The 20,118-nt window shown below is 60.9% G+C and carries 20 protein-coding genes and 2 tRNA genes; 13 read left to right on the forward strand and 9 right to left on the reverse strand.

The features are described 5' to 3' along the window. The first annotated feature begins 176 nt into the window (after positions 1 to 176). The gene (locus PWG15_RS07485; protein ID WP_275023776.1) at positions 177 to 833 is read left to right on the forward strand and encodes a thermonuclease family protein; all 657 of its coding nucleotides are present in this window, start codon (positions 177 to 179) and stop codon (positions 831 to 833) included. A 74-nt stretch (positions 834 to 907) separates the two neighbouring features. Here the strand turns inward: PWG15_RS07485 and PWG15_RS07490 are convergent. After that, positions 908 to 981, reverse strand: a tRNA-Cys gene (locus PWG15_RS07490). A 384-nt stretch (positions 982 to 1,365) separates the two neighbouring features. Here PWG15_RS07490 and PWG15_RS07495 point away from each other — a divergent pair. Then, positions 1,366 to 1,698 (forward strand): hypothetical protein, encoded by a 333-nt coding sequence (locus tag PWG15_RS07495; RefSeq protein WP_275023777.1) that lies wholly within the window; start codon positions 1,366 to 1,368, stop codon positions 1,696 to 1,698. Between the two features lie 90 nt (positions 1,699 to 1,788). Here PWG15_RS07495 and lexA read toward each other — a convergent pair whose 3' ends face one another. Together lexA and PWG15_RS07505 are read right to left on the reverse strand one after the other, a co-directional pair. Continuing rightward, positions 1,789 to 2,514, reverse strand: a complete 726-nt coding sequence (lexA, locus tag PWG15_RS07500) for a transcriptional repressor LexA (protein ID WP_275023778.1) — start codon at positions 2,512 to 2,514, stop codon at positions 1,789 to 1,791. Positions 2,515 to 2,760: 246 nt separating this feature from the next. Beyond that, entirely contained in the window at positions 2,761 to 3,057 is a 297-nt protein-coding gene (locus PWG15_RS07505) for a hypothetical protein (RefSeq protein WP_275023779.1), read from the reverse strand. A 50-nt stretch (positions 3,058 to 3,107) separates the two neighbouring features. On the opposite strand from PWG15_RS07505, the gene PWG15_RS07510 reads away from it, so the two are divergent. After that, positions 3,108 to 3,680 (forward strand): hypothetical protein, encoded by a 573-nt coding sequence (locus PWG15_RS07510; protein ID WP_275023780.1) that lies wholly within the window; start codon positions 3,108 to 3,110, stop codon positions 3,678 to 3,680. A gap of 147 nt (positions 3,681 to 3,827) precedes the next feature. Here PWG15_RS07510 and PWG15_RS07515 read toward each other — a convergent pair. Beyond that, positions 3,828 to 3,917 (reverse strand) — tRNA-Ser (locus PWG15_RS07515). Positions 3,918 to 4,230: 313 nt separating this feature from the next. Here PWG15_RS07515 and PWG15_RS07520 point away from each other — a divergent pair. The 4 genes from PWG15_RS07520 (at position 4,231) to PWG15_RS07535 (ending at position 8,423) form a co-directional block, all read left to right on the forward strand. Continuing rightward, positions 4,231 to 5,265 carry a septal ring lytic transglycosylase RlpA family protein gene (locus PWG15_RS07520; protein WP_275023781.1) on the forward strand — a complete coding sequence of 345 codons (1,035 nt, stop codon included), beginning with the start codon at positions 4,231 to 4,233 and terminating at the stop codon, positions 5,263 to 5,265. Positions 5,266 to 5,328: 63 nt separating this feature from the next. Continuing rightward, positions 5,329 to 6,489 carry a D-alanyl-D-alanine carboxypeptidase family protein gene (locus PWG15_RS07525; RefSeq protein ID WP_275023782.1) on the forward strand — a complete coding sequence of 387 codons (1,161 nt, stop codon included), beginning with the start codon at positions 5,329 to 5,331 and terminating at the stop codon, positions 6,487 to 6,489. A 222-nt stretch (positions 6,490 to 6,711) separates the two neighbouring features. After that, positions 6,712 to 7,395, forward strand: a complete 684-nt coding sequence (gene tmk / locus PWG15_RS07530) for a dTMP kinase (RefSeq protein WP_275023783.1) — start codon at positions 6,712 to 6,714, stop codon at positions 7,393 to 7,395. After that, complete coding sequence (locus PWG15_RS07535) at positions 7,392 to 8,423, forward strand: DNA polymerase III subunit delta' (RefSeq protein WP_275023784.1); 1,032 nt, start codon at positions 7,392 to 7,394, stop codon at positions 8,421 to 8,423. Before tmk ends, PWG15_RS07535 begins: the two co-directional genes overlap by 4 nt. On the opposite strand, the gene PWG15_RS07540 is transcribed toward PWG15_RS07535, so the two are convergent. Beyond that, positions 8,418 to 8,723, reverse strand: a complete 306-nt coding sequence (locus PWG15_RS07540) for a nucleoside triphosphate pyrophosphohydrolase family protein (protein WP_275023785.1) — start codon at positions 8,721 to 8,723, stop codon at positions 8,418 to 8,420. The genes PWG15_RS07535 and PWG15_RS07540 overlap by 6 nt on opposite strands. Positions 8,724 to 8,901: 178 nt before the next feature. Between PWG15_RS07540 and metG the strand changes: the two genes are divergently transcribed. From metG to PWG15_RS07555, 3 genes are read left to right on the forward strand one after another with little or no spacing between them, the layout of a single operon-like run. Next, positions 8,902 to 10,455 (forward strand): methionine--tRNA ligase, encoded by a 1,554-nt coding sequence (metG, locus tag PWG15_RS07545; protein ID WP_275023786.1) that lies wholly within the window; start codon positions 8,902 to 8,904, stop codon positions 10,453 to 10,455. Positions 10,456 to 10,466: 11 nt separating this feature from the next. Further along, positions 10,467 to 11,246, forward strand: a complete 780-nt coding sequence (locus PWG15_RS07550) for a TatD family hydrolase (RefSeq protein ID WP_275023787.1) — start codon at positions 10,467 to 10,469, stop codon at positions 11,244 to 11,246. A gap of 1 nt (position 11,247) precedes the next feature. Continuing rightward, complete coding sequence (locus PWG15_RS07555) at positions 11,248 to 12,087, forward strand: MBL fold metallo-hydrolase (protein ID WP_275023788.1); 840 nt, start codon at positions 11,248 to 11,250, stop codon at positions 12,085 to 12,087. Between the two features lie 32 nt (positions 12,088 to 12,119). On the opposite strand, the gene PWG15_RS07560 is transcribed toward PWG15_RS07555, so the two are convergent. Further along, the gene (locus PWG15_RS07560; protein WP_275024378.1) at positions 12,120 to 13,067 is read right to left on the reverse strand and encodes a phosphoribosylaminoimidazolesuccinocarboxamide synthase; all 948 of its coding nucleotides are present in this window, start codon (positions 13,065 to 13,067) and stop codon (positions 12,120 to 12,122) included. Positions 13,068 to 13,370: 303 nt separating this feature from the next. Between PWG15_RS07560 and PWG15_RS07565 the strand changes: the two genes are divergently transcribed. The 3 genes from PWG15_RS07565 to PWG15_RS07575 all read left to right on the forward strand — a co-directional run bounded on the left by PWG15_RS07565 (position 13,371) and on the right by PWG15_RS07575 (position 17,290). Beyond that, entirely contained in the window at positions 13,371 to 14,798 is a 1,428-nt protein-coding gene (locus PWG15_RS07565; RefSeq protein ID WP_275023789.1) for an ISNCY family transposase, read from the forward strand. 287 nt (positions 14,799 to 15,085) lie between these two features. Further along, positions 15,086 to 16,096: an IS30 family transposase gene (locus PWG15_RS07570; RefSeq protein ID WP_275023790.1), complete on the forward strand. Its 1,011-nt coding sequence runs from the start codon at positions 15,086 to 15,088 to the stop codon at positions 16,094 to 16,096. Positions 16,097 to 16,867: 771 nt separating this feature from the next. Further along, the gene (locus PWG15_RS07575; protein ID WP_275023791.1) at positions 16,868 to 17,290 is read left to right on the forward strand and encodes a DUF4864 domain-containing protein; all 423 of its coding nucleotides are present in this window, start codon (positions 16,868 to 16,870) and stop codon (positions 17,288 to 17,290) included. A gap of 13 nt (positions 17,291 to 17,303) precedes the next feature. Here PWG15_RS07575 and tgt read toward each other — a convergent pair whose 3' ends face one another. The 3 genes from tgt to PWG15_RS07590 all read right to left on the reverse strand — a co-directional run bounded on the left by tgt (position 17,304) and on the right by PWG15_RS07590 (position 20,099). Further along, a complete protein-coding gene (gene tgt / locus PWG15_RS07580; protein ID WP_275023792.1) occupies positions 17,304 to 18,434 on the reverse strand; it encodes a tRNA guanosine(34) transglycosylase Tgt in 1,131 nt (376 codons plus the stop codon). Further along, complete coding sequence (queA, locus tag PWG15_RS07585) at positions 18,435 to 19,517, reverse strand: tRNA preQ1(34) S-adenosylmethionine ribosyltransferase-isomerase QueA (protein ID WP_275023793.1); 1,083 nt, start codon at positions 19,515 to 19,517, stop codon at positions 18,435 to 18,437. A gap of 72 nt (positions 19,518 to 19,589) precedes the next feature. After that, positions 19,590 to 20,099 (reverse strand): peptidylprolyl isomerase, encoded by a 510-nt coding sequence (locus PWG15_RS07590; RefSeq protein WP_275023794.1) that lies wholly within the window; start codon positions 20,097 to 20,099, stop codon positions 19,590 to 19,592. Positions 20,100 to 20,118 lie beyond the last annotated feature (19 nt).

Here is a 20,118-nt window from a genome sequence, read left to right on the forward strand (position 1 = left end):
GCCGATTGATTCCCTGCGAACCAGCAGAACCCCCTGTTGAGGGAGGTTGCCGAAAACTTTTCGGCAACCGATCGAACGCATAATGCGGCTACGAATCAGGATGGGGACGCATGGCCAAAGCCACTACGAAACGTCGAAGCCGGAATTCCGGTCGGAGCAGGGGCAAACAAGGCGGTATGGCGCCCTGGTATCTGGTCGCCGCACTCACTGTCGGCGGTGTGGTTGCCTACGATCATCGCGCCGAACTGAACCATTGGCCGGTGGTCTCGGACGTGGTGGCATTCACGTCCCGTCACGAATCGAAGCCGAAGCCCGTTCGCGTGGCGCAGAAAGTGGATGAGCGTCCCGCGCAGCAAGCGGAGAAGCAGAGGCCGAATCCGGCAACAAGAGTTGCCCTTGCCGCTCCGGTGCCGTCCGTCGACGTCGGCGCCAATGCGCCGACACCCGTGGTGCGCCCCAGCGAGGAAGTGAAGACGGCATCCATTCGCACGGATCAGTTTTATTTCTGCGGGATTCGCAACGACAACTGCGTGATCGACGGCGCCACCTTCCTGTACCACGGCGAAACGATCCGCGTGGCAGACGTCGATGCACCGCGGATTCGCCAGGCAAGCTGCGACAAGGAGCGTTCGCGTGGCTTCTACGCCAAGCAGCGCCTGCGCGAGTTGCTGAACGCGGGCGACTTCAAGCTGGAATCGGCGACCAGTCGTCAGGATGCCAGGGCCGGTGAAAAGCTGCGGCTGGTTATCCGCGGCGACCAGTCGATCGGGCGCGTGCTCGCCTCCGAGGGCCTCGTGCGGCCGTGGACAGGACGCGCAACGCCCTGGTGCTAATGTCGAAATTGCAGAAACCCGATGCCTTCAACGGAAGGCATTGCTGCTGCACTCTTTAATAGTGTGGAGATTTTTGGAGGCCTCGCCCGGAATTGAACCGGGGTACAAGGATTTGCAGTCCTCTGCGTCACCACTCCGCCACGAGGCCTCACGGCTCGGATAACCGAGCGTTGGCGCGGATTTAGAATGATTGCAGAAAATCCGCAAGAGGCATTTTCCGAAAAACACAATGCGATTTTGTAGTTTGAGGACTTTCCACAGGCAGAAGGTTTGGCAACGTCGACCGCTCGGGAAGAGCAAGTAGCGATGCTCCAGGCGGAGGGGGATGCGACTGCTTTCATCTGCTTACTTCGGGTTGCGACGCCCTGGAGGTGTTCGCCCAGGCGTGCCACACGCCCGCGCAAGCCACGTCCATTAGCTATCCGTTGGATCCTGTCGCTTCGGTGAAATCGGTAGAGGGGGAACGATGACTCCGCTGACATCAGCCGCATCGGTAGCGTCCGTCATCATCAAAACGGAGGCAATGGCATATATGAAGACGAGCTTTGTTCTGACGGCCTTGGCCCTCTTTGCTGCGACCACATTCGAGGCGCAGGCAGAGGACCTGGTTTTCAAGCTGAAGAACAACACCAGCGCAGTGCTGACGAATTTCTACACGTCGCCTGTAGGCGTCAATGAGTGGGAAGACGATGTTTTCGGCCGGCAGGTGCTGAACCCCGGGGAAGACATGGAGATCACCATCGCCGACGGCCGGGACGTCTGCAAGTACGACATGCGCTTCGAGTTCGAAGAAGGTTCCAACCTCGATACCACCGAAGACATGCAGGACCTCTGCGAACTCGGCGAATACACCATCCACGAATGAGAGGCGCGCCTTCAGGTCGCCTTAGATAAACAGAGCCTCGCCACCGCATGCGGTGGCGAGGCTCTGTCGAATGCCAAGTTTACCTCGGAATCAGTGGTAGCGGCGGATCAGCCCGACGAGCTTACCCTGGATCTTCACCCGATCGGGCCCGAAAATCCTTGTCTCGTAGGCAGGGTTGGCGGCTTCGAGCGCGATCGATGCGCCCTTGCGCCGGAAGCGCTTCAGCGTCGCTTCCTCATCATCCACGAGTGCCACGATGATATCGCCGGGATTGGCCGTATTGCCATTGCGGATGATCACGGTGTCACCGTCGAAGATGCCGGCCTCGATCATCGAGTCGCCCTTGACTTCAAGCGCGTAGTGTTCGCCGTTGCCGATCATGTCGAGCGGAACGGTAATGTCATGCGTGTTGTTCTGGATGGCAGAGATCGGCACACCGGCAGCGATGCGGCCCATGACCGGCACGGAAACCGATGTGTTGTCAGCCACTGGCGCGGGCTTTGGCGGTGCGGCGGGAGCTGCTGCCGGCGGCTTGCCGAGGCTGCCCTCGATCACGCTGGGCGAGAAGCCGCGACGGGGCTGCTGCTGGCTGGATGCATAGGCTTCCGGTAGCTTGATGACTTCGAGCGCGCGGGCTCGGTTCGGCAGACGGCGAATGAACCCACGTTCTTCGAGCGCCGTGATCAGGCGGTGAATGCCGGACTTCGACGCCAGGTCGAGCGCATCCTTCATTTCGTCGAATGACGGCGGGACGCCCGACTCCTTCATGCGTTCGTGAATGAACAGAAGCAATTCCTGTTGCTTGCGGGTCAGCATGGCACGTCGCTCCAGAGGCGTGAAACAAATCAAGAACAGACACTATCTGTTCCATATGTGTTCCGCAAGTGCCTAAAATTCCGTGAATTCAGACAATTGGCGCGTCTGTGGGTCTCGATCGGTCACTTTTACGGGAGCAAGGCGGGGTTCGAGCGACGATCGCGCCCAGACAGACGGCGGCTGCCTGGCGCATCGCACGAAGGCGCGACGATTCGAAAGAATCGCGGGCGTTTTCCTTCCGCCAGCCTAGGCCGGCTGCGTGGCGGCGCAGGCGTCTTCGAATTCCTTCACCGTCTCTGCGCTGTTGTCCTCGGGCAGAACGGCATCTGCCGCATCGGTCGCCACCGGCGTGTCGCCATCATAGACGAACGACTGGATGTAGAACGCGATGGCACCCTTCCACACCTTTCGTCCGTCAATCTGATGGCACGGCACGGCACTCTCGAAATCGGTCTGAAGTTCGTCGACCGTCGCGGCGCTGAGCTTGACGTCAGGCATATTGGGCGATGCGACTATCGAAGCGAGAAGCAGGGCGGCAAGCACGGTGATCGTCCACTTTGATGCAAGGGTGGGACTACGGGGCGGTTAACGATGTGAACCGCGCTTTCGTTCCGAAGTCCAGCAAGCTTGGCGATCACTGTCACGTGTTCAACAGCCCTTTGAGTGCAGGCTGTGGCCGTTTTGCGTCAGGAGCACGCAGTGGCGGGCCGTCGATCTTCGAGCGTGGTGTTATCCTGTGCCTGGGGCTCTATCCCAGGGGTTCCGACTCGCCGCTCTACATGAGCTTTGCCAGCGACGACTGGAAGTCCCTGGAGGTCGGCAAGGAGTATGACCGGACGTTCCGCTTCGACAAGAGCGATCCCTGGAGTGCGGCGGCGACCGCCGCCGGCGACGAGAGCGGCAAATTCCTGTTCGTGAATGTCACCGATCCGGAATTCCTCACGGGGTTCGTTCGCAAGAGGGCGTTGGCGATCGCCTTCGACGAACGCGTTGTCGCAAACCTCAGCCTCCGCGGTACCGGTCCGGCGGCGGAAGAGCTCATGAAATGCCAGCGGGCCGTGGATGAGATCATCGCCGATGAGGACCGCAAGTCCAAGGAGAAGAAGGCCGATCCGTTCAACGCGCCGAGCGAGAAGCGCTCGGCGCGCGATCCGTTCAGCCTCTGACATGCGGTCTCAGTGAAGGTCCGGAGAGCGCTGGTGGTCATCTGCCCGAGACGAACCAGACGGCGCTGAGCTTGCCGAAGTGTTGCCATTGAAGCGAAGCGCGGCCAGGTGGGTGGTCTATCGAGCGCGCTGTACTTCTTGGGAAAATGGCGGACAGGGTGGGATTCGAACCCACGGTACGGTTTCCCGTACGCTGGTTTTCAAGACCAGAGCCTTAAACCACTCGGCCACCTGTCCTTGCCTGAAGTCGCAGTCAACTGCTTACCGGGCACGGCGTTATTGCGCGAAGCCCTGTCGCTTTGCAAGATTTAACATGCGTCACTTAGAGATTTTCTCGATGGCCCTACAGAAAGGCGTAGGCCTGTCTCGTTGGTAATCATCTGTAAACCATAACGCATGAAATCCGGCGCTGATCTGTGGATGAGTTCGCATTTTCGCCTTGTTGCTGTCATGTTTAATCGACTGTTCCGTTTCGGGACGCCGAGATTTCCGCTGGGGGCACGAGTGGAAGGTTTCGAGTACGGCTTATTCGATCGATGTTGTGGGACAGATGACATCCAGTAAAAATGCGGCATATCTGGTCAAGGGACTGCGCCTTGCGGCGATTCCAGCGCTGTGCGTAACGCTCGCGGCGTGCGGATCCACATCGAGCATCAAGAAGTCCAAGCCGCGGAGCAAGGAATACTTCGCCGAATCCGTTTACGGCGTGAAGGCGAGCCCGCGCGTAGCGACTGGCAACAATATCCCCAAGGGCGGTGGACGCTACCAGGTTGGCAAGGCCTATCAGGTCAAGGGCAAGTGGTACCAGCCAAAGGAAGACTTCGGCTACAACAAGACGGGTGTCGCATCCTGGTACGGCTCGGCGTTTCACGGCCGCCTGACCGCCAATGGCGAAGTCTATGACAAGGCGCATCTGTCGGCGGCGCACCCCACGTTTCCGCTGCCGAGCTATGCGCGCGTCACCAACATGGAAAACGGCACGTCGGTCATCGTTCGCGTCAACGATCGCGGTCCTTATGAATACGGCCGCATCATAGACGTCTCCTCGAAGACGGCTGACATGCTCGACATCAAGGGCAAGGGCAGCGCGCAGGTGCGCGTGCAGTATGTCGGCCGCGCGCCGCTCGAAGGCAACGACATGCCCTATCTGATGGCATCCTATGTCCAGAAGGGTCAACGTGGCCCGAGCGTGATGCCGGAGGGCCAGATCGCGACCGGCGTGATGGTCGCCTCGAACGAGCCGTTCCGCAGTCAGAGCCTCGGCACGATCACCGTCCCGGCAAAGGCATCGCTCGACGTCGGCGAACCGGTGACAGCGCTCGCAGCTCCCGTGCCGCAGTTCGCTCAACCGCAGTCGCTGAACGAGTTCGTGATGCTGCCGGAAATCGGCCCGATCCCGCGCGAGCGGCCGGAATACATCCCGATGCCGGATGGCAACATGGCCTATGCTGCAGCTTACGTCGAAGTCCGCGTCAGCGACGCCGAATCGCCGTTCGAAGCGATCATGGTCGACCGGAAGCAGCTTACCCCCCAAGTGATCGTCGATTACGCCAAGCGCCAGAAAGCAAGCGGTTCTGCCCGCTAACGTCAGGCGGCGTTGTGCCAAAATGACCACACTGCTATGCCCGAGGGGAAACCGGAGTTTCCCATGCGCATGAAGATGTTTTCGGCGGTGTATTTCGGCGCTGCGTTGTTTGCAGGCGCCGTATTCGCGCAGACACCGGCGCCTGCCTTCGATACCAAGGCAAAGCAGATCATGCTGGTCGATGCCGAAACCGGCACCGTGCTTTTCTCGCGTGCCGAAAACCAGCCGATCCCGCCCGCGTCGCTCGCCAAGCTGATGACGATGGAGGTCGTGGCCGAAGCACTCGGCAAGGGCGAGCTTTCCGCCGAAACCACCTTTGAAGTATCCGAGCACGCCTGGCGCACCGGCGGTGCCCCCGCCGGCACCTCGACGATGTTTGCCGTATTGAAATCCCGCGTGCGCGTTGCCGACCTGTTGCAGGGCGTGGCGGTGCAGCTTGCCAATGATGCCTGCATCATTCTTGCCGAGGGTATGACCGGCAACGAGAGCGCTTTTGCGGAGCGGATGACGGCGCGCGCGCGCGAGCTTGGCATGCCGATCGCGACGTTCCGCAATGCCACCGGGCTTCCGGACCCCGGCAACCAGATCACGATGAGTGAACTGGTAACGCTCATCCGGCACCTCCACGAGGCGCATCCGGATCTCTACCGGCTCTACTCGCAGCCGGAGTTCGAATGGAACAAGATCCTGCAACGCAACAAGAACCCGCTGATCTCGGCCAACATCGGCGTGGACGGCCTGGCGACCGGTTTTGCCGAAGGCTTCGGTTTCTCGCTCGCCGCGTCTCTGCAGCGCGGTGACCGGCGGGTCTATCTCGCCATGGGCGGTCTCGAAACCGACAAGGAGCGCATCGAGGAGAGCCGCAAGGTGCTCGATTGGGCAATGACCGCCTTCGAGAAGAAGCGGATTTTTGCCGATGGCGAAGCGATCGGCGAGGCGGCCGTCTATGGTGGCGATGCCTCCCACGTGGCCCTGGTTGCCGGCGGCCCGGTTGACGTGCTTTTGCCGGTCGACAATCCGGAACGGCTGACGGCGCGCATCGTCTACAAGTGGCCCTTGCGGGCGCCGGTCACGGCCGGCACCGAGGTCGGAGTCGTCAAATTGTGGAACGGCGAGAAGCTGCTGCGCGAAGTGCCGGTCAAGACCGCCAGCGCCGTCGGGCAGGGCACGTTGACCAGTCGCGCTCTCGATGCGCTGCAGGAACTGCTGTTCTTCTGGATATAGTCGCTGCTGGCTGCTCCGAAGGCAGTTCCCGCCAAATCGTCGCCACCTGACGGTTTCACACCGCGGACCAATCGGCTAAACAGAGCCAGAACGGAACGAGGAAAAATGTGCGCGGTTTTCCGCTCGCATTCCGCTCCAGCCTATTGAGACAGGTCACGATGATTTCCGGTCGATTCGACCTGAAGTGATCGTGACCTGGGTCGCATGCCGATATGGGAAAGCATGGTGTCGTTGAAAAAAGGTCTGTTCGTAACATTCGAAGGCGGGGAGGGTGCCGGCAAGTCGACGCAGGTCCGCCTTCTTGCCGAATCCCTGCGCGGGCGCGGCTACGAGGTGCTGACGACACGCGAGCCTGGCGGTTCAGCCGGCGCCGAAGCAGTGCGTCACGTGCTGCTTTCGGGAGCCGCAGAGGCATTTGGGGTCCGAATGGAAGCGATTCTCTTCGCTGCGGCCCGCAGCGATCATGTCGAAGAGGTCATCCGGCCTGCCCTCGAAAAGGGCACGATCGTGCTGTGTGACCGCTTCATGGATTCTTCGCGCGTTTATCAGGGCATTACCGGCAACCTGGACCAGAGTTTCGTCGAAAGCCTGGAGCGTGTGGCCATCAATGGCGTCGTTCCGGATCGGACCGTGATTTTCGATCTGCCGGCCAGCATCGGCCTCGAGCGGGCGCAACGTCGCGCCGGAGATGACAATCCTGATCGTTTCGAGAAGGAGCAACTGGAGACGCACGAGAAGCGGCGGGACGCCTTTCTCGATATCGCCAGGCGCGATGCCGAGCGATGCCGGGTCGTCGATGCGACGCAGCCCGTCGAGGCCATAGCCACCGAGGTGCTTTCCCTCGTCAAGGCCCTCCTGCCGCACGGCGACGGCACCGACGCGCCAACCGAGGAAGTCGTGTCATGAGCGCGGAAAGAGCCGGCGTCCTGGATGGCGCCATCGCGCCCGCCGAGAACAATCGACTGTACGGTCATGAGCAGGCGGAAAGTTTCCTGGCGCAGAGCTATCGCTCCGGCAAGGGACACCACGCGATCCTGATCGAAGGGCCGGAAGGGATTGGTAAGGCGACGCTTGCCTTTCGCTTTGCGCATCACATCCTGAAGCATCCCGAACCCGCGGAGGCGCCGGAAGCGATTTCCGATCCCGATCCGACTTCTGCCATCGGGCGGCAGCTTGCCTCGGGCGCCTCACACAATCTGCTGCACCTGAGCCGACCGATCGATGAAAAGACGGGCAGGGCGAAGGGCGCGATCACGGTCGACGAGGTCCGGCGCGCCGGCAAGTTTTTCAGCCAGACATCTGGCACCGGAAACTGGCGCATCGTCATCATCGACCCGGCCGATGACCTCAACCGCAATGCGGCCAATGCCATTCTGAAGATCCTCGAGGAGCCGCCGCGCCGCTCGCTCTTTCTGGTGTTGACGCATGCGCCTGGAAAATTGCTGCCGACGATCCGCTCGCGCTGCCTGCCGCTGCGGCTGAAGCCGCTCGACGCCGCGCCGCTCCGTCAGGCTCTGTCGCATCTAGGTTTCGACCTCGAGGGCGAGAATGCCGAGCGCATCGTCGCAGCCGCCAACGGCAGCGTTGCCGTAGCGCTGAAGCTCATCAATTACGGCGGACTGGAGATCGCCGCGACGTTCGAAGGGATCCTCGCAGGGCAGGGACCGGCGGTGCGCAAGGACATGCACAAGCTGGCGGACGCGCTCTCGGGCAAGGACAGCGAGACGATTTTCGAGTTCTTCCAGGCTCTCGCCAGCGACCGCATCTTGCGCGACGCGCGCGAGGCTGCGATTGCCGGGGACATTATGCGCGCCGAGCGCTTCGCGCGGCTTTCGGCCTCTGTGACCGAGCGATTGACCGTCAGCGACGCTTATAATCTCGACCGCAAGCAGACCATCCTGTCCCTGCTCGACGACATGAAAGCGGCGCTATAGCGCCGCCTGGAAGCGCCACTTGCGCTCGATCGCCGCGTGGAGGTCGAGCTTGTGATGGTGAGCGAAGAGCAGGACATGCCCGAGCAGGTCGGCAGTCTCGTCGGCCATCAGAGCCGTAAGTTCGTCCGTTGATACTCCATGGCGCCGGCCACGGCCGCTGAGCTTGTTCCAGACCTGCGTCAACTCCCCCAATTCCTCCTGCATCTTCAGGATGAACCAGTCGGGGTCGCGCTCGATCCCGTGCGCGCCGGCATAGCCGGCAGAGGCGGTTTCAAATTGGCTGCCCAGTCGATCCAGCATGACTCACCCTCTTCTGTTTGTTTCCTTTTTGTTCTAGTTGGCGCGTGCCGATTGCGCAAGGTTTGCGGCACTGGCGGCGATCTCTCCGGCCGGGCTTTTCACGGATCGCATGTTTCTTCCTTGCGGCGTATGCGCTAAGAGCGTGCGTAGCTTAATCCGAGATAGAACGAATCCGCCTATGAGAGACACGTCCCCTTTCTACATCACCACCGCGATTTCCTACCCGAACGGCAAGCCGCATATCGGTCACGCCTATGAGTTGATCGCGACGGATGCCATGGCGCGCTACCAGCGCCTCGATGGACGCGACGTGTTCTTCCTGACCGGTACGGACGAGCACGGCCAGAAGATGCAGCAGACGGCGCGCAAGGAAGGCGTGACGCCGCAGGAATTGGCCGACCGCAATTCGGCGGAATTCCAGAAGATGGCCGTGGTTCTGAACGCGTCCAACGACGACTTCATCCGCACGACCGAGCCGCGCCACCATCAGGCGTCGCAGGACATCTGGATCCGCATGGGCGAGGCGGGCGACCTCTACAAGGATTCCTATGCCGGCTGGTATTCGGTGCGCGACGAGGCCTACTACCAGGAGAACGAAACGGAGCTGCGAGACGACGGCGTGCGCTTCGGACCGCAGGGAACGCCGGTCGAGTGGGTCGAGGAGCAGAGCTATTTCTTCAAGCTGTCCGAATATCAGGACAAGCTGCTGAAGCACTATGAGGAAAATCCTGATTTCATCGGCCCGGCCGAGCGCCGCAACGAAGTGATTTCCTTCGTGAAATCGGGCCTCAAGGATCTCTCGGTTTCGCGCACCACCTTCGACTGGGGCATCAAGGTTCCGAACGATCCGGCGCACGTCATGTATGTCTGGGTCGACGCGCTGACCAACTACATCACCGCAACCGGCTATCTCGATGATCCGAATGGCCCGCGCGCGAAATTCTGGCCTGCGAACATCCATGTGATCGGCAAGGACATCATCCGCTTCCACGCGGTCTACTGGCCGGCCTTCCTGATGTCGGCTGGCCTGCCGCTGCCCAAGCGCGTCTTTGCCCACGGCTTCCTGCTCAACAAGGGCGAGAAGATGTCGAAGTCGCTCGGCAACGTCGTCGATCCGTTCAATCTCGTCGAGCACTTCGGCCTCGACCAGATCCGCTATTTCTTCCTGCGCGAGGTCTCCTTCGGCCAGGACGGAAGCTACAGCGAAGAGGGGATCGCGACCCGCATCAACTCCGACCTCGCCAACGGCATCGGCAACCTGGCGAGTCGCTCGCTCTCGATGATCGTCAAGAACTGCGACGGCCAGATTCCCGTCTGCGGTCCCCTGACCGACGAGGACAAGGCGATGCTCGCGGCAGCCGATGCGCTGCATGAGATCACCCGCGACGAGATGGGCAAGCAGATGATCCATCGGGCGCTGGCGGCGATCATCGCCGTCGTCTCCGAGACGGACCGCTACTTTGCCGGCCAGGAACCCTGGGCGCTGAAGAAGACCGATCCGGCCCGCATGGGAACCGTGCTTTACGTGACGGCCGAAGTCGTCCGCCAGATTGCCATTCTCTTGCAGCCGTTCATGCCGGATTCGTCGGCAAAACTGCTCGACCTGGTGGCAGCGCCGGCCGACAAGCGCGACTTCGCAGCCCTCGGCGAGGCGGGACGCCTGGTCTCGGGCACGCCGCTTGAGGCGCCGAAGCCGGTCTTCCCGCGCTATGTTGCACCGGAAGCGCAGTAAGGCACTTGAGCATGCTGATCGATACCCATTGTCATCTGGATTTTCCCGATTTCGAAGCGGAGCGTGACGCGATTGTCGCGCGGGCGCATGAGGCGGGTGTCGAGCAGATGATCACGATCTCGACCCGCGTGAAGCGGTTCGAGACGATCCTTGCGATCGCCGAAGCCTATCCGAACGTCTTCTGCTCCGTCGGCACCCATCCGCACAATGCGGATGAGGAGCTGGACATCACGACGGAAGATCTTGTGCGGCTTTCAGCGCATCCGAAGGTGGTTGCGATCGGCGAGGCAGGGCTCGACTATTTCTACGACAACGCGCCGCGCGACGCCCAGGCCGAAGGCCTGCGTCGTCATATTGCTGCGGCGCGCGAAACCGGTCTGCCGCTCGTCATTCACAGCCGCTCGGCCGATGAGCACATGGCGGCGATCCTGACCGAAGAATCAGGGAAGGGGGCCTTCCCTTTCCTTCTGCACTGCTTCTCGTCGGGCCCCGAGCTCGCCCGCATCGGCGTCGAGCTCGGCGGCTACGTCTCGTTCTCCGGTATTCTGACCTTCCCGAAATCCGAGGAGCTGCGCGAGATCGCCAAGACCGTGCCGCACGACCGGATGATCGTCGAGACGGACGCGCCTTATCTGGCGCCGAAGCCGTTCCGCGGTAAGCGCAACGAGCCGGCCTATGTCGCCCACACGGCCGCGGTGCTTGCCGAGACGATCGGCGTCAGCACGGAGCAAATCGCAGCGATCACCACGGAAAATGCCTTCCGCATCTTCTCCAAGATGCCGAGGCTCTGACGTGGCGTTCCGGCGCGCCTTCACCATTCTCGGCTGCGGCTCGTCGCCGGGCGTGCCGCGCATCACCGGTGACTGGGGTGCCTGCAATCCCGAAAACCCTAGGAATCGGCGCTTGCGCGCGGCACTGCTCGTCGAGCAGATCGCGCCGGATGGCGGTAAGACAACTGTGGTCATCGACACCGGGCCGGATTTTCGCGCCCAGATGGTTGCCGCACAAGTCCGTCACATCGATGCGGTGCTCTACACCCACTCCCATGCCGACCATCTGCACGGCATCGACGATCTGCGCGGTTACGTCATTGAAAACCGCAGGCGGGTGCCGATCTGGGCCGACGCCTACACGATGGGGCGCATCCGCGAGGGTTTTGGCTATTGCCTGGAATCACCGCCAGGCAGCGGATATCCGCCGATCGTCGAGCCGCGGATCATTCCCGACGATCTGTCGCCCGTCGTGATCACCGGGGCTGGCGGGCCAATCGCGTTCCAGCCGCTGATGCAGTTTCACGGCAACATCCATTCGCTCGGCTTCCGCATCGGCGATTTTGCCTATTGCAGCGATGTCAGCGACTTTCCTGCCGAAACCGTCGCCAAGCTCGACGGTCTCGATCTGCTGGTGATTGACACCTTGCAGTACAAGTTCCACCCCAGCCATCTGTCACTGGTGCAGTCGCTCGGCTGGATCGCCAGGCTACAGCCGAAGCGGGCGGTGCTGACGCACATGCATGTGCCGCTGGACTACGACACGGTTCAGAACGAAACCCCCGATCACATCGAACCGGCCTACGACATGATGCGGCTCGAGTTCGATGTTGCAGATGCGGCGCTCGCCGGAAGCGCGTAAATTAGATTAAGATATCTGTCTAATATACCGATTCATTTGGAAAAATAGGGCGCCAGATTGGCGCGGATACGGTCCAGCACCGTTGCGCCCGAAAGATCCGGAACGAAGCGCTGACCGGTGATCTTTTCGAAAGCCTCGATATAGACTGCCGACGTCTGCTCGACGAGATCGACAGGAATTTCCGGGATCGGATCCTTGTAGGGATCGCAGCGCTCGGTGACCCAGGCGCGCACGAAATCCTTGTCGAAGCTCTTAGGGCGTTCGCCGCGTTCGAAGCTCTGCTGGTAGCTATCGGCGATCCAGTAGCGGCTGCTATCGGGCGTGTGGATCTCGTCGGCAAGAATGATCCTGCCGTTTTCGTCGGTGCCGAATTCATACTTCGTATCGACGAGGATCAGGCCACGCTCGGCGGCGCGTTGCTGGCCACGCGCGAACAGAGCCAGCGCATATTGCCAGACCGTATCCAGTTGCTCTTGCGTCAGCAGTCCTTGCTCGAGGATCGCTTCGGCCGAGAGCGGCTCGTCATGGCCGCCATCGAACGCCTTGCTGGTGGGCGTGATGATCGGCTGAGGCAGCTTCTCATTGTCGCGCATGCCGTCCGGCAAGGTGATGCCGTACATCTCACGCTCGCCGTTGCGATACTTCGTCAGGATCGAGGTGCTGGTCGTTCCGGCGAGATAACCGCGCACGACGACCTCGACCGGCAGGATGTCGAGCCGCTTGCCGATGACGACGTTCGGGTCCGGATAGCTGACGACGTGGTTCGGGCAGATGTCGGCGGTTTCCTCGAACCAGTAGCGCGCGGTCTGGGTTAGCACATGACCCTTGTTCGGGATCGACGTCAGGATGACGTCGAAGGCGCTGAGGCGATCGGTGGCGATGATGATGCGGTTGCCATCGGGCAGATCGTAATTTTCGCGAACCTTGCCTTTGTAGCGGTTTGGCAGTTCCGGAATGAAAGCATCTGAAAGAACGCGCAATTCGCTCATCACATCTGGCCTCGAAAGTGGTGCTTCGGTGCGGGAACGCTAAGCAGGCTGGAAAGGCCGGGTCAAGCTCGGCAAGGCAAGGATCGGCCGCAATCAGTGTTTTCCGGTAGATTGGTAAGTTCCATAATGTATGTTATGCAATCATTGTGTGTAGTGGCATTTTAGAAATGCGACACATAGGCCAGTTAGAGATGCGACAGTCGTCGCCTCTTGGGATGCTGGTCGAAGGTCAGCGTTGGGGAGCAAGATCAGCGACTTGCATCATGGCCAAGGCCATCTGTGTTCGGAGTCGTCATGTCTTGTTTGATCGTCATGTCGCAGAAAGAATTGCATCGCCTTGAACTCATTCAGCGGATTCGCGGTGGCAGCCTGAGTGTCGTCGAGGCGGCCGAGTTGCTTCGTCTTAGCCGCAGTCAGGTCCACCGGCTGTTGCGGGCCTATGACCTGGCCGGCGGCGACGGACTGGTCTCGAAGAAGCGCGGCCGTCCGAGCAACCGGCGCCACAGCGAGGATTTCCGCAACCTGGTGCTCGACCTGGTGCGTGAGCATTACGTGGATTTCGGTCCGACCTTGGCGGCCGAGAAGCTGATCGAACGCCATCGGGTTTCCGTCAGCAAGGAGACGCTGCGTCAGTGGATGATGGAAGCCGGACTTTGGCTATCACGCCGGGAGCGTAAGAAACGGGTCTTCCAGCCGCGCCGGCGGCGCGATTGTTTGGGCGAACTGGTTCAGATCGACGGCTCGCTTCATTGGTGGTTCGAGGGCCGTGGCCGCAAATGCGCCCTGCTCGTCTATATCGACGATGCGACCGGCAAGCTTCTGCACTTACGCTTTGCGGCTTCAGAGAACACCTTTGACTATCTGCACGCGACGAAGGCCTATTTGCAGCAATGGGGCAAGCCGATTGCGTTCTACAGCGACAAGCACGGCGTTTTTCGCAGCACGCATGCGTCGGAGAAGGACCGCACGAGCGGTCTGACGCAATTCGGTCGGGCGCTTTATGAGCTCAACATCGACATCATCTGCGCCAACACTCCTCAGGCGAAAGGCCGTGTGGAGCGCGCCAACCAGACGCTGCAGGATCGGCTGGTGAAGGAATTGCGGCTGCGCGGCATCGACACGATCGCGGCGGCCAATGCCTATGCGCCGGAGTTCATGGCCGACTTCAATCGCCGCTTTGGCAAGGCGCCGCGCAATCCGAAGGACATGCATCGGCCGGTTGCCGCGCATGAGAACCTCGATGGTGCGATGTGCCGCAAGGAGGTTCGGAAGCTGTCGAATTCGTTGACGCTGCGCTATGACAAGGTGATGTTCATTCTCGATCCGACAGATCGCGCAGCGGCGCTGGCTGGCAAGAAGGTTGTGGTTTGCGACTATCCCGACGGACGCCTGGAGATCACAGACGGGCAAGCCACCCTGCCCTACAGGACGTTCGACACGTTACGGTCCGTGCATCGCCCTGATGTGGTCGAGAACAAACGGCTGGATGACATGCTTTCGATCGTCGCTGAGCTGCAGGCCGGCCGAGAGCAACAACGCAGCAAAGCCGGTCCGCGTCGGACTGGGCAAACGGATCATATGTTCGGCATTCGCGATGGCAGCCAAGGCAATGGCTATCAGAAGCGTGGCACCAAGCCAGGACGGAAGACCGATTTTACCCAGGATCCTGTGGTTATCGCAAAGCGGCGGCAAGCCCTTGCGCAGCTGAAAGCGGCGGAGTGATCGGGGTGTCAAAGCTAAAGTTTATTTTGCCACTAGAGCCATCCGCCGCCGCCCGGGCTGCGCAACCCTGACCAGCTCCACCCGGACGGCGGCTTGCGTCTGCGTATTATGCAAATATGTTCACTTGAAACCGCAGTAATAAACGATAGGATCATGTCGCGTTTCTAATTTGATTACTTTGTCTCAGCTTTAAATAGCTGTGACATTGTGCAGTGGTTGGGTGGGTTCAAGGATGAAGTGCGACTTGCGATAGATACCAATGGGTTGTCACTCGCAAGGAATGGCTCATGAGACGCACCTACTCCCAAATCGATATGGATGAACGTCGTAGGATCGCCCGGTGGCGAGCGGCTGGCCTTAGTGCCACTGTGATCGCCGAGAAGCTTGGGCGGCATCGCTCGACGATTTTCCGGGAACTCAGCCGCAATGCTTTCGACGATGTGCAAATGCCGGAGCTCAGCGGCTACTACTGTGTCACGGCCAACGAGATGGCTCGTGAGCGCAGAGCCAAGCTGCGCAAGCTTGCTCGGTTTGCGCATGTGCGCCGATCAGTGATCGAGCGGATCATGCATGGCTGGTCGCCGCAGCAGATCGCCGGCCGCATGCGGCTTGAGCGTCATCCGATTTCCGTCAGCTACGAGACGATCTACAAATTCGCCTATTCCGCAGACGGCCTTGCCATCAAGCTGTGGCGGCATCTGCCGGAACGTCGCGCGAGACGTCGACCGCGGCATGCCAGGCGGCGCTACGGCCGCCGTTTCAGCCCGGAACTCAACATTCTCCATCGTCCTGACGCGGTCGGCGAGCGCAAGCAGTTCGGTCATTGGGAGTGCGATCTCATTCAATTTCGCAAGAAGTTCGGCAAGGCCAATGTGACGTCGCTGGTCGAGCGTGTCAGCCGCTTTGCGGTCTTCCTGCGCAACAACGACCGGCAATCGAAGCCGATCATGGACGGGCTGATCCAGGCGCTGCAGTCCCTGCCCCATCTCGCCCGCCGGTCGATTACCTTTGACCGTGGGACCGAATTCAGCGAATGGCCGTATCTCCAGGCTGGCATCGGAACGCAGACATGGTTCTGCGACCCGCAGTCGCCGTGGCAGAAAGGCACGGTTGAGAACACCAATCGCCGTGCTCGCAAATGGCTTTCGAGAGAGGTGGATCCTCTATCGATCACCGACGGTGACCTGAAGGACATTTGCGATCGGCTTAACTCGACGCCCCGAAAGTGCCTCGGCTATCGAACGCCCGCGGAAGTCTTCCGCAAGAAACTGCTCGCGCAAATGCGACGTGTCGGTTAGCGTTGCACGCGCAAGTCGCAGTTCGCCGTGAACTCACATTGGGCGGATTCCATTTTCAAATGCAACTGCCCTCTTCTCGATCTGTTCGATGCCGCAATCGTTCATGCGATGAGCGCTAAGCCAGTTCGAATTCGGCTCGGCGCACCATGTAGGATGATGGACTGGGTCTGCGCTTCATCATTATCTTTCGCCAGGACACTTGCTCAGCGTTTATCAACGCCAACTCCCAGACAATGGCCGGTCGCGTTGCTGTGTCCGTGGGTTCAACGGCTGAATATAGCTTCCGATAGATATGCTGACATAGGACCGAACCCTGTATCCACCAGTGAACCGAGATCGAAACGCCAAGCGTGCCCGTATGGACGATCGCAAGCCCATGCCGTTGCTGTCACCCTTATCAGCAACACGTGGCAGAACTTCCGTCCTGACAATGGATTGCGCCAAGGTGACCATGGCTCCGTCGATTTCCTTGTTTTCTGCAACCAGACCGTAGGCTTTGAGCTTGAGCTCTCCGATGTCCCATTGGCCCAAGTTCGAAACGCGACGTGGTCTCGATGACCTCTGCGCTCATTGCTTCGCTCCATAAATTTGAAAATCACTAACTTATGATATTTAAATCAAAGAATTCAGAATTTAATATAATGCTCTGATTTTGTATGGATAAGTGGAGCGTGTTTTCAGGTTTTCTCCCAATTTGCGCCGTCGTCTCCATTTCCAACACGCGCGACTGACCTATGCTCTTCAGCTCTGACTGTGGAGTGGAGATCGGCGATGTTCAGGACTTTTGCTGTTGCCCTCGGTCTGGCGGCTCAACTGGCAGGGCCGAGCATTTCGCGTGCGGAAGAACCTGTCGATACGGCGCGCGCCATCATTCAGGAGCAGATTGCGGCCTTTCTGCATGATGACGCAGAAACCGCCTACTCCTTCGCCTCACCCGAGATCCGCGGCAAGTTCCCCGACAAGGCCACGTTTTTCGACATGGTCAAGCGCGGCTATCAGCCCGTCTATCGGCCCGGCAATTTCGCCTTTGGTCGATCGAAAGTGGTGGGCGACCAGGTGATCCAGGAGGTGCTGATCTCGGCACCCGATGGCAAGGACTGGACCGCGATCTACCAGCTCGTGAAGCAGCCGGACGGCAGCTACAAGATCAATGCCGTGATGATGCTGCAGTCGGCACCGGGGCCGGCGATCTGAGCACGAGAACGCATCAGACCGGCGGCAGATCCCCTCGCCGCCAGGTCTCCTGGGTTTCGGCCATGAAGTCGGCAAAGCGGCCTTCTTCGATCGCCAGACGGATGCCGGCCATCAATTCCTGATAGTAAGCGAGATTGTTCCAGCTCAAGAGCATGCCGCCAAGCGACTCGTTCGAGCGGATCAGGTGGTGCAGGTAGGCGCGCGAATAGTCACGCGTCGCCGGGCACGAGGATTGTTCGTCGAGCGGGCGCATGTCTTCGGCGTGCCGCGCATTGCGCAGGTTGATGCGGCCGTGGCGCGTGAACGCGAGACCATGGCGCCCTGATCGGGTCGGCATCACGCAGTCGAACATGTCGATGCCCTCGGCAACCGACCGCAGGATATCGTCTGGCGTGCCGACGCCCATGAGGTAGCGCGGCTTGTCGACCGGCATGATCGGGCAGGTAATGTCCAGCATGCGCAGCATCACTTCCTGCGGCTCTCCGACGGCAAGACCGCCGACCGCATAGCCCTTGAGGTCCAGCCCCTTCAGCGATTCGGCCGAACGCTCGCGCAGCTTCGGGATGTCGCCGCCCTGCACGATGCCGAACATCGCCTTGCCCGGCTGGTCGCCGAAGGCGACCTTGCAGCGCTCGGCCCAGCGCAGCGACATTTCCATCGCGCGCTCGATCTCCTTCGGCTCTGCCGGCAGCGCCACGCATTCGTCGAGCTGCATCTGGATATCGCTGTCGAGAAGCCCCTGAATCTCGATCGAACGTTCAGGTGACATGTGGAAGAGCGCGCCGTCGACATGGCTCTTGAAGGTGACGCCCTGCTCGTCGAGCTTGCGCAGGCCGGCAAGCGACATCACCTGGAATCCGCCCGAATCGGTGAGGATCGGCCCCTGCCAGCGGATCAGGCCGTGCAGGCCGCCAAGCCGCGCCACGCGCTCGGCGCCGGGGCGCAGCATCAGATGGTAGGTGTTGCCGAGAATGATATCGGCCCCGAGATCCTTGACCTGGTCGAGATACATCGCCTTGACCGTGCCGACCGTGCCGACCGGCATGAAGGCCGGCGTGCGGATTGTGCCGCGCGGCATCGAAACCTCGCCGCGACGCGCCTTGCCATCGGTCTTGTGAAGCTTGAACTGGAAGGTTTCGGTCATCTAGTCTTTCCGGAAAAGCAGGCTGGCGTCGCCATAGGAATAGAAGCGGTAGCCGGTCTCGATCGCATGCGTGTAGGCCGCGCGCATCGTGTCCAGGCCAGAGAAGGCCGAAACCAGCATGAACAGCGTCGATTTCGGCAGGTGAAAATTGGTCATCAGCACGTCAACGGCGCGGAAGCGGTAGCCGGGCGTGATGAAGATGCCGGTCGGTCCGGACCACGGCTTGACGACGCCGTCTTCCGACGTCGCGCTCTCGATCAGACGCAGCGATGTGGTGCCAACGCAGACGATGCGGCCGCCCCTCGCCTTGACGGCATTGAGCCTTTCGGCGGTGCGGGCGTCGACGTGGCCGATCTCCTGGTGCATCACGTGGTCGTCGGTGTCGTCCGCCTTGACAGGCAGGAATGTCCCCGCCCCGACATGCAAGGTCACGAAATGCTTCTCAACGCCAACCTCGTCCAGCTTGGCGAACAGGCGGTCTGTAAAGTGCAAGCCGGCGGTGGGTGCCGCAACGGCGCCTTCCTCCCGGGCATACATCGTCTGGTAGTCGGCGCGGTCCTGCACATCCTCCGCCCGTTTGGACGCGATATACGGCGGCAGGGGAATGTGGCCGACGGCCATGATCGCTTCGTCGAGCGACGGGCCCGAGAGGTCGAAGCGCAGCGTCACTTCGCCGGCGTCGCCCTTTCCCAGAACCGTTGCGTCGAGCGTTCCGAGCAAACAGCTTGAACCACCGTGGCCGAAGGCGATGCGGTCGCCGACCTTGAGGCGCCGCGCCGGGCGGGCAAAGGCCTTCCAGCAATCGGGGGCCGTGCGCATGTGCAGCGTCACCGAAACGGGCGTGGTGATGTCTTCGCCGCGATGGCGAATGCCTTCGAGCTGCGCCGGGATCACCTTGGTGTCGTTGAACACCAGCGCGTCGCCTTCCTTCAGGAACGACGGCAGGTCGAGCACGCCCTGGTCGCCAAGGACCTGTGGGCCATCAGGGCGAACGACAAGCATACGGGCGCTGTCGCGCGGGCTGGCTGGCCTGAGCGCAATCGAAGTTTCCGGCAGATCGAAGTCGAACAGGTCTACGCGCATCGTTACCTTCAGACAAAAGCAAACCCGCCCCGGCGCGTTGGCGACCGGGGCGGGTCCGTGCATTAGCGCAAATCAGGCGTCTGCGGCAACCCGCATCGTGACGATCGAATCAGGATCGCGCACCGGCTCGCCGCGCTTGATCTTGTCGATGTTGTCCATGCCCTCGATGACCTGGCCCCAGACCGAGTACTGCTTGTTGAGCCACGGTGCATCGGTGAAGCAGATGAAGAACTGCGAGTTCGCAGAGTTTGGCATCTGGCTGCGAGCCATCGAGCAGGTGCCGCGAATGTGGCTGACATTCGAGAATTCGGCCTTCAGATCCGGCTTGGAGGAGCCGCCCATGCCGGCGCGCGCCGGGTTGAAGTGCTCGCCGCCGGTCTTGCCGTACTGGACGTCGCCGGTCTGCGCCATGAAGTCCTCGATCACGCGGTGGAACACCACGCCGTCATAGGCGCCTTCACGAGCCAGCTCCTTGATGCGGGCGACATGCCCCGGAGCGACGTCAGGCAGAAGCTCGATGACGACCTTGCCCTTGGTGGTCTCCAGGATGATCGTGTTTTCCGGATCCTTGATCTCGGCCATGGGTTTTCTCCTTCTGTTT

This window comes from Ensifer adhaerens (assembly GCF_028993555.1).
In the GTDB taxonomy this organism is placed as follows: domain Bacteria; phylum Pseudomonadota; class Alphaproteobacteria; order Rhizobiales; family Rhizobiaceae; genus Ensifer; species Ensifer adhaerens_I.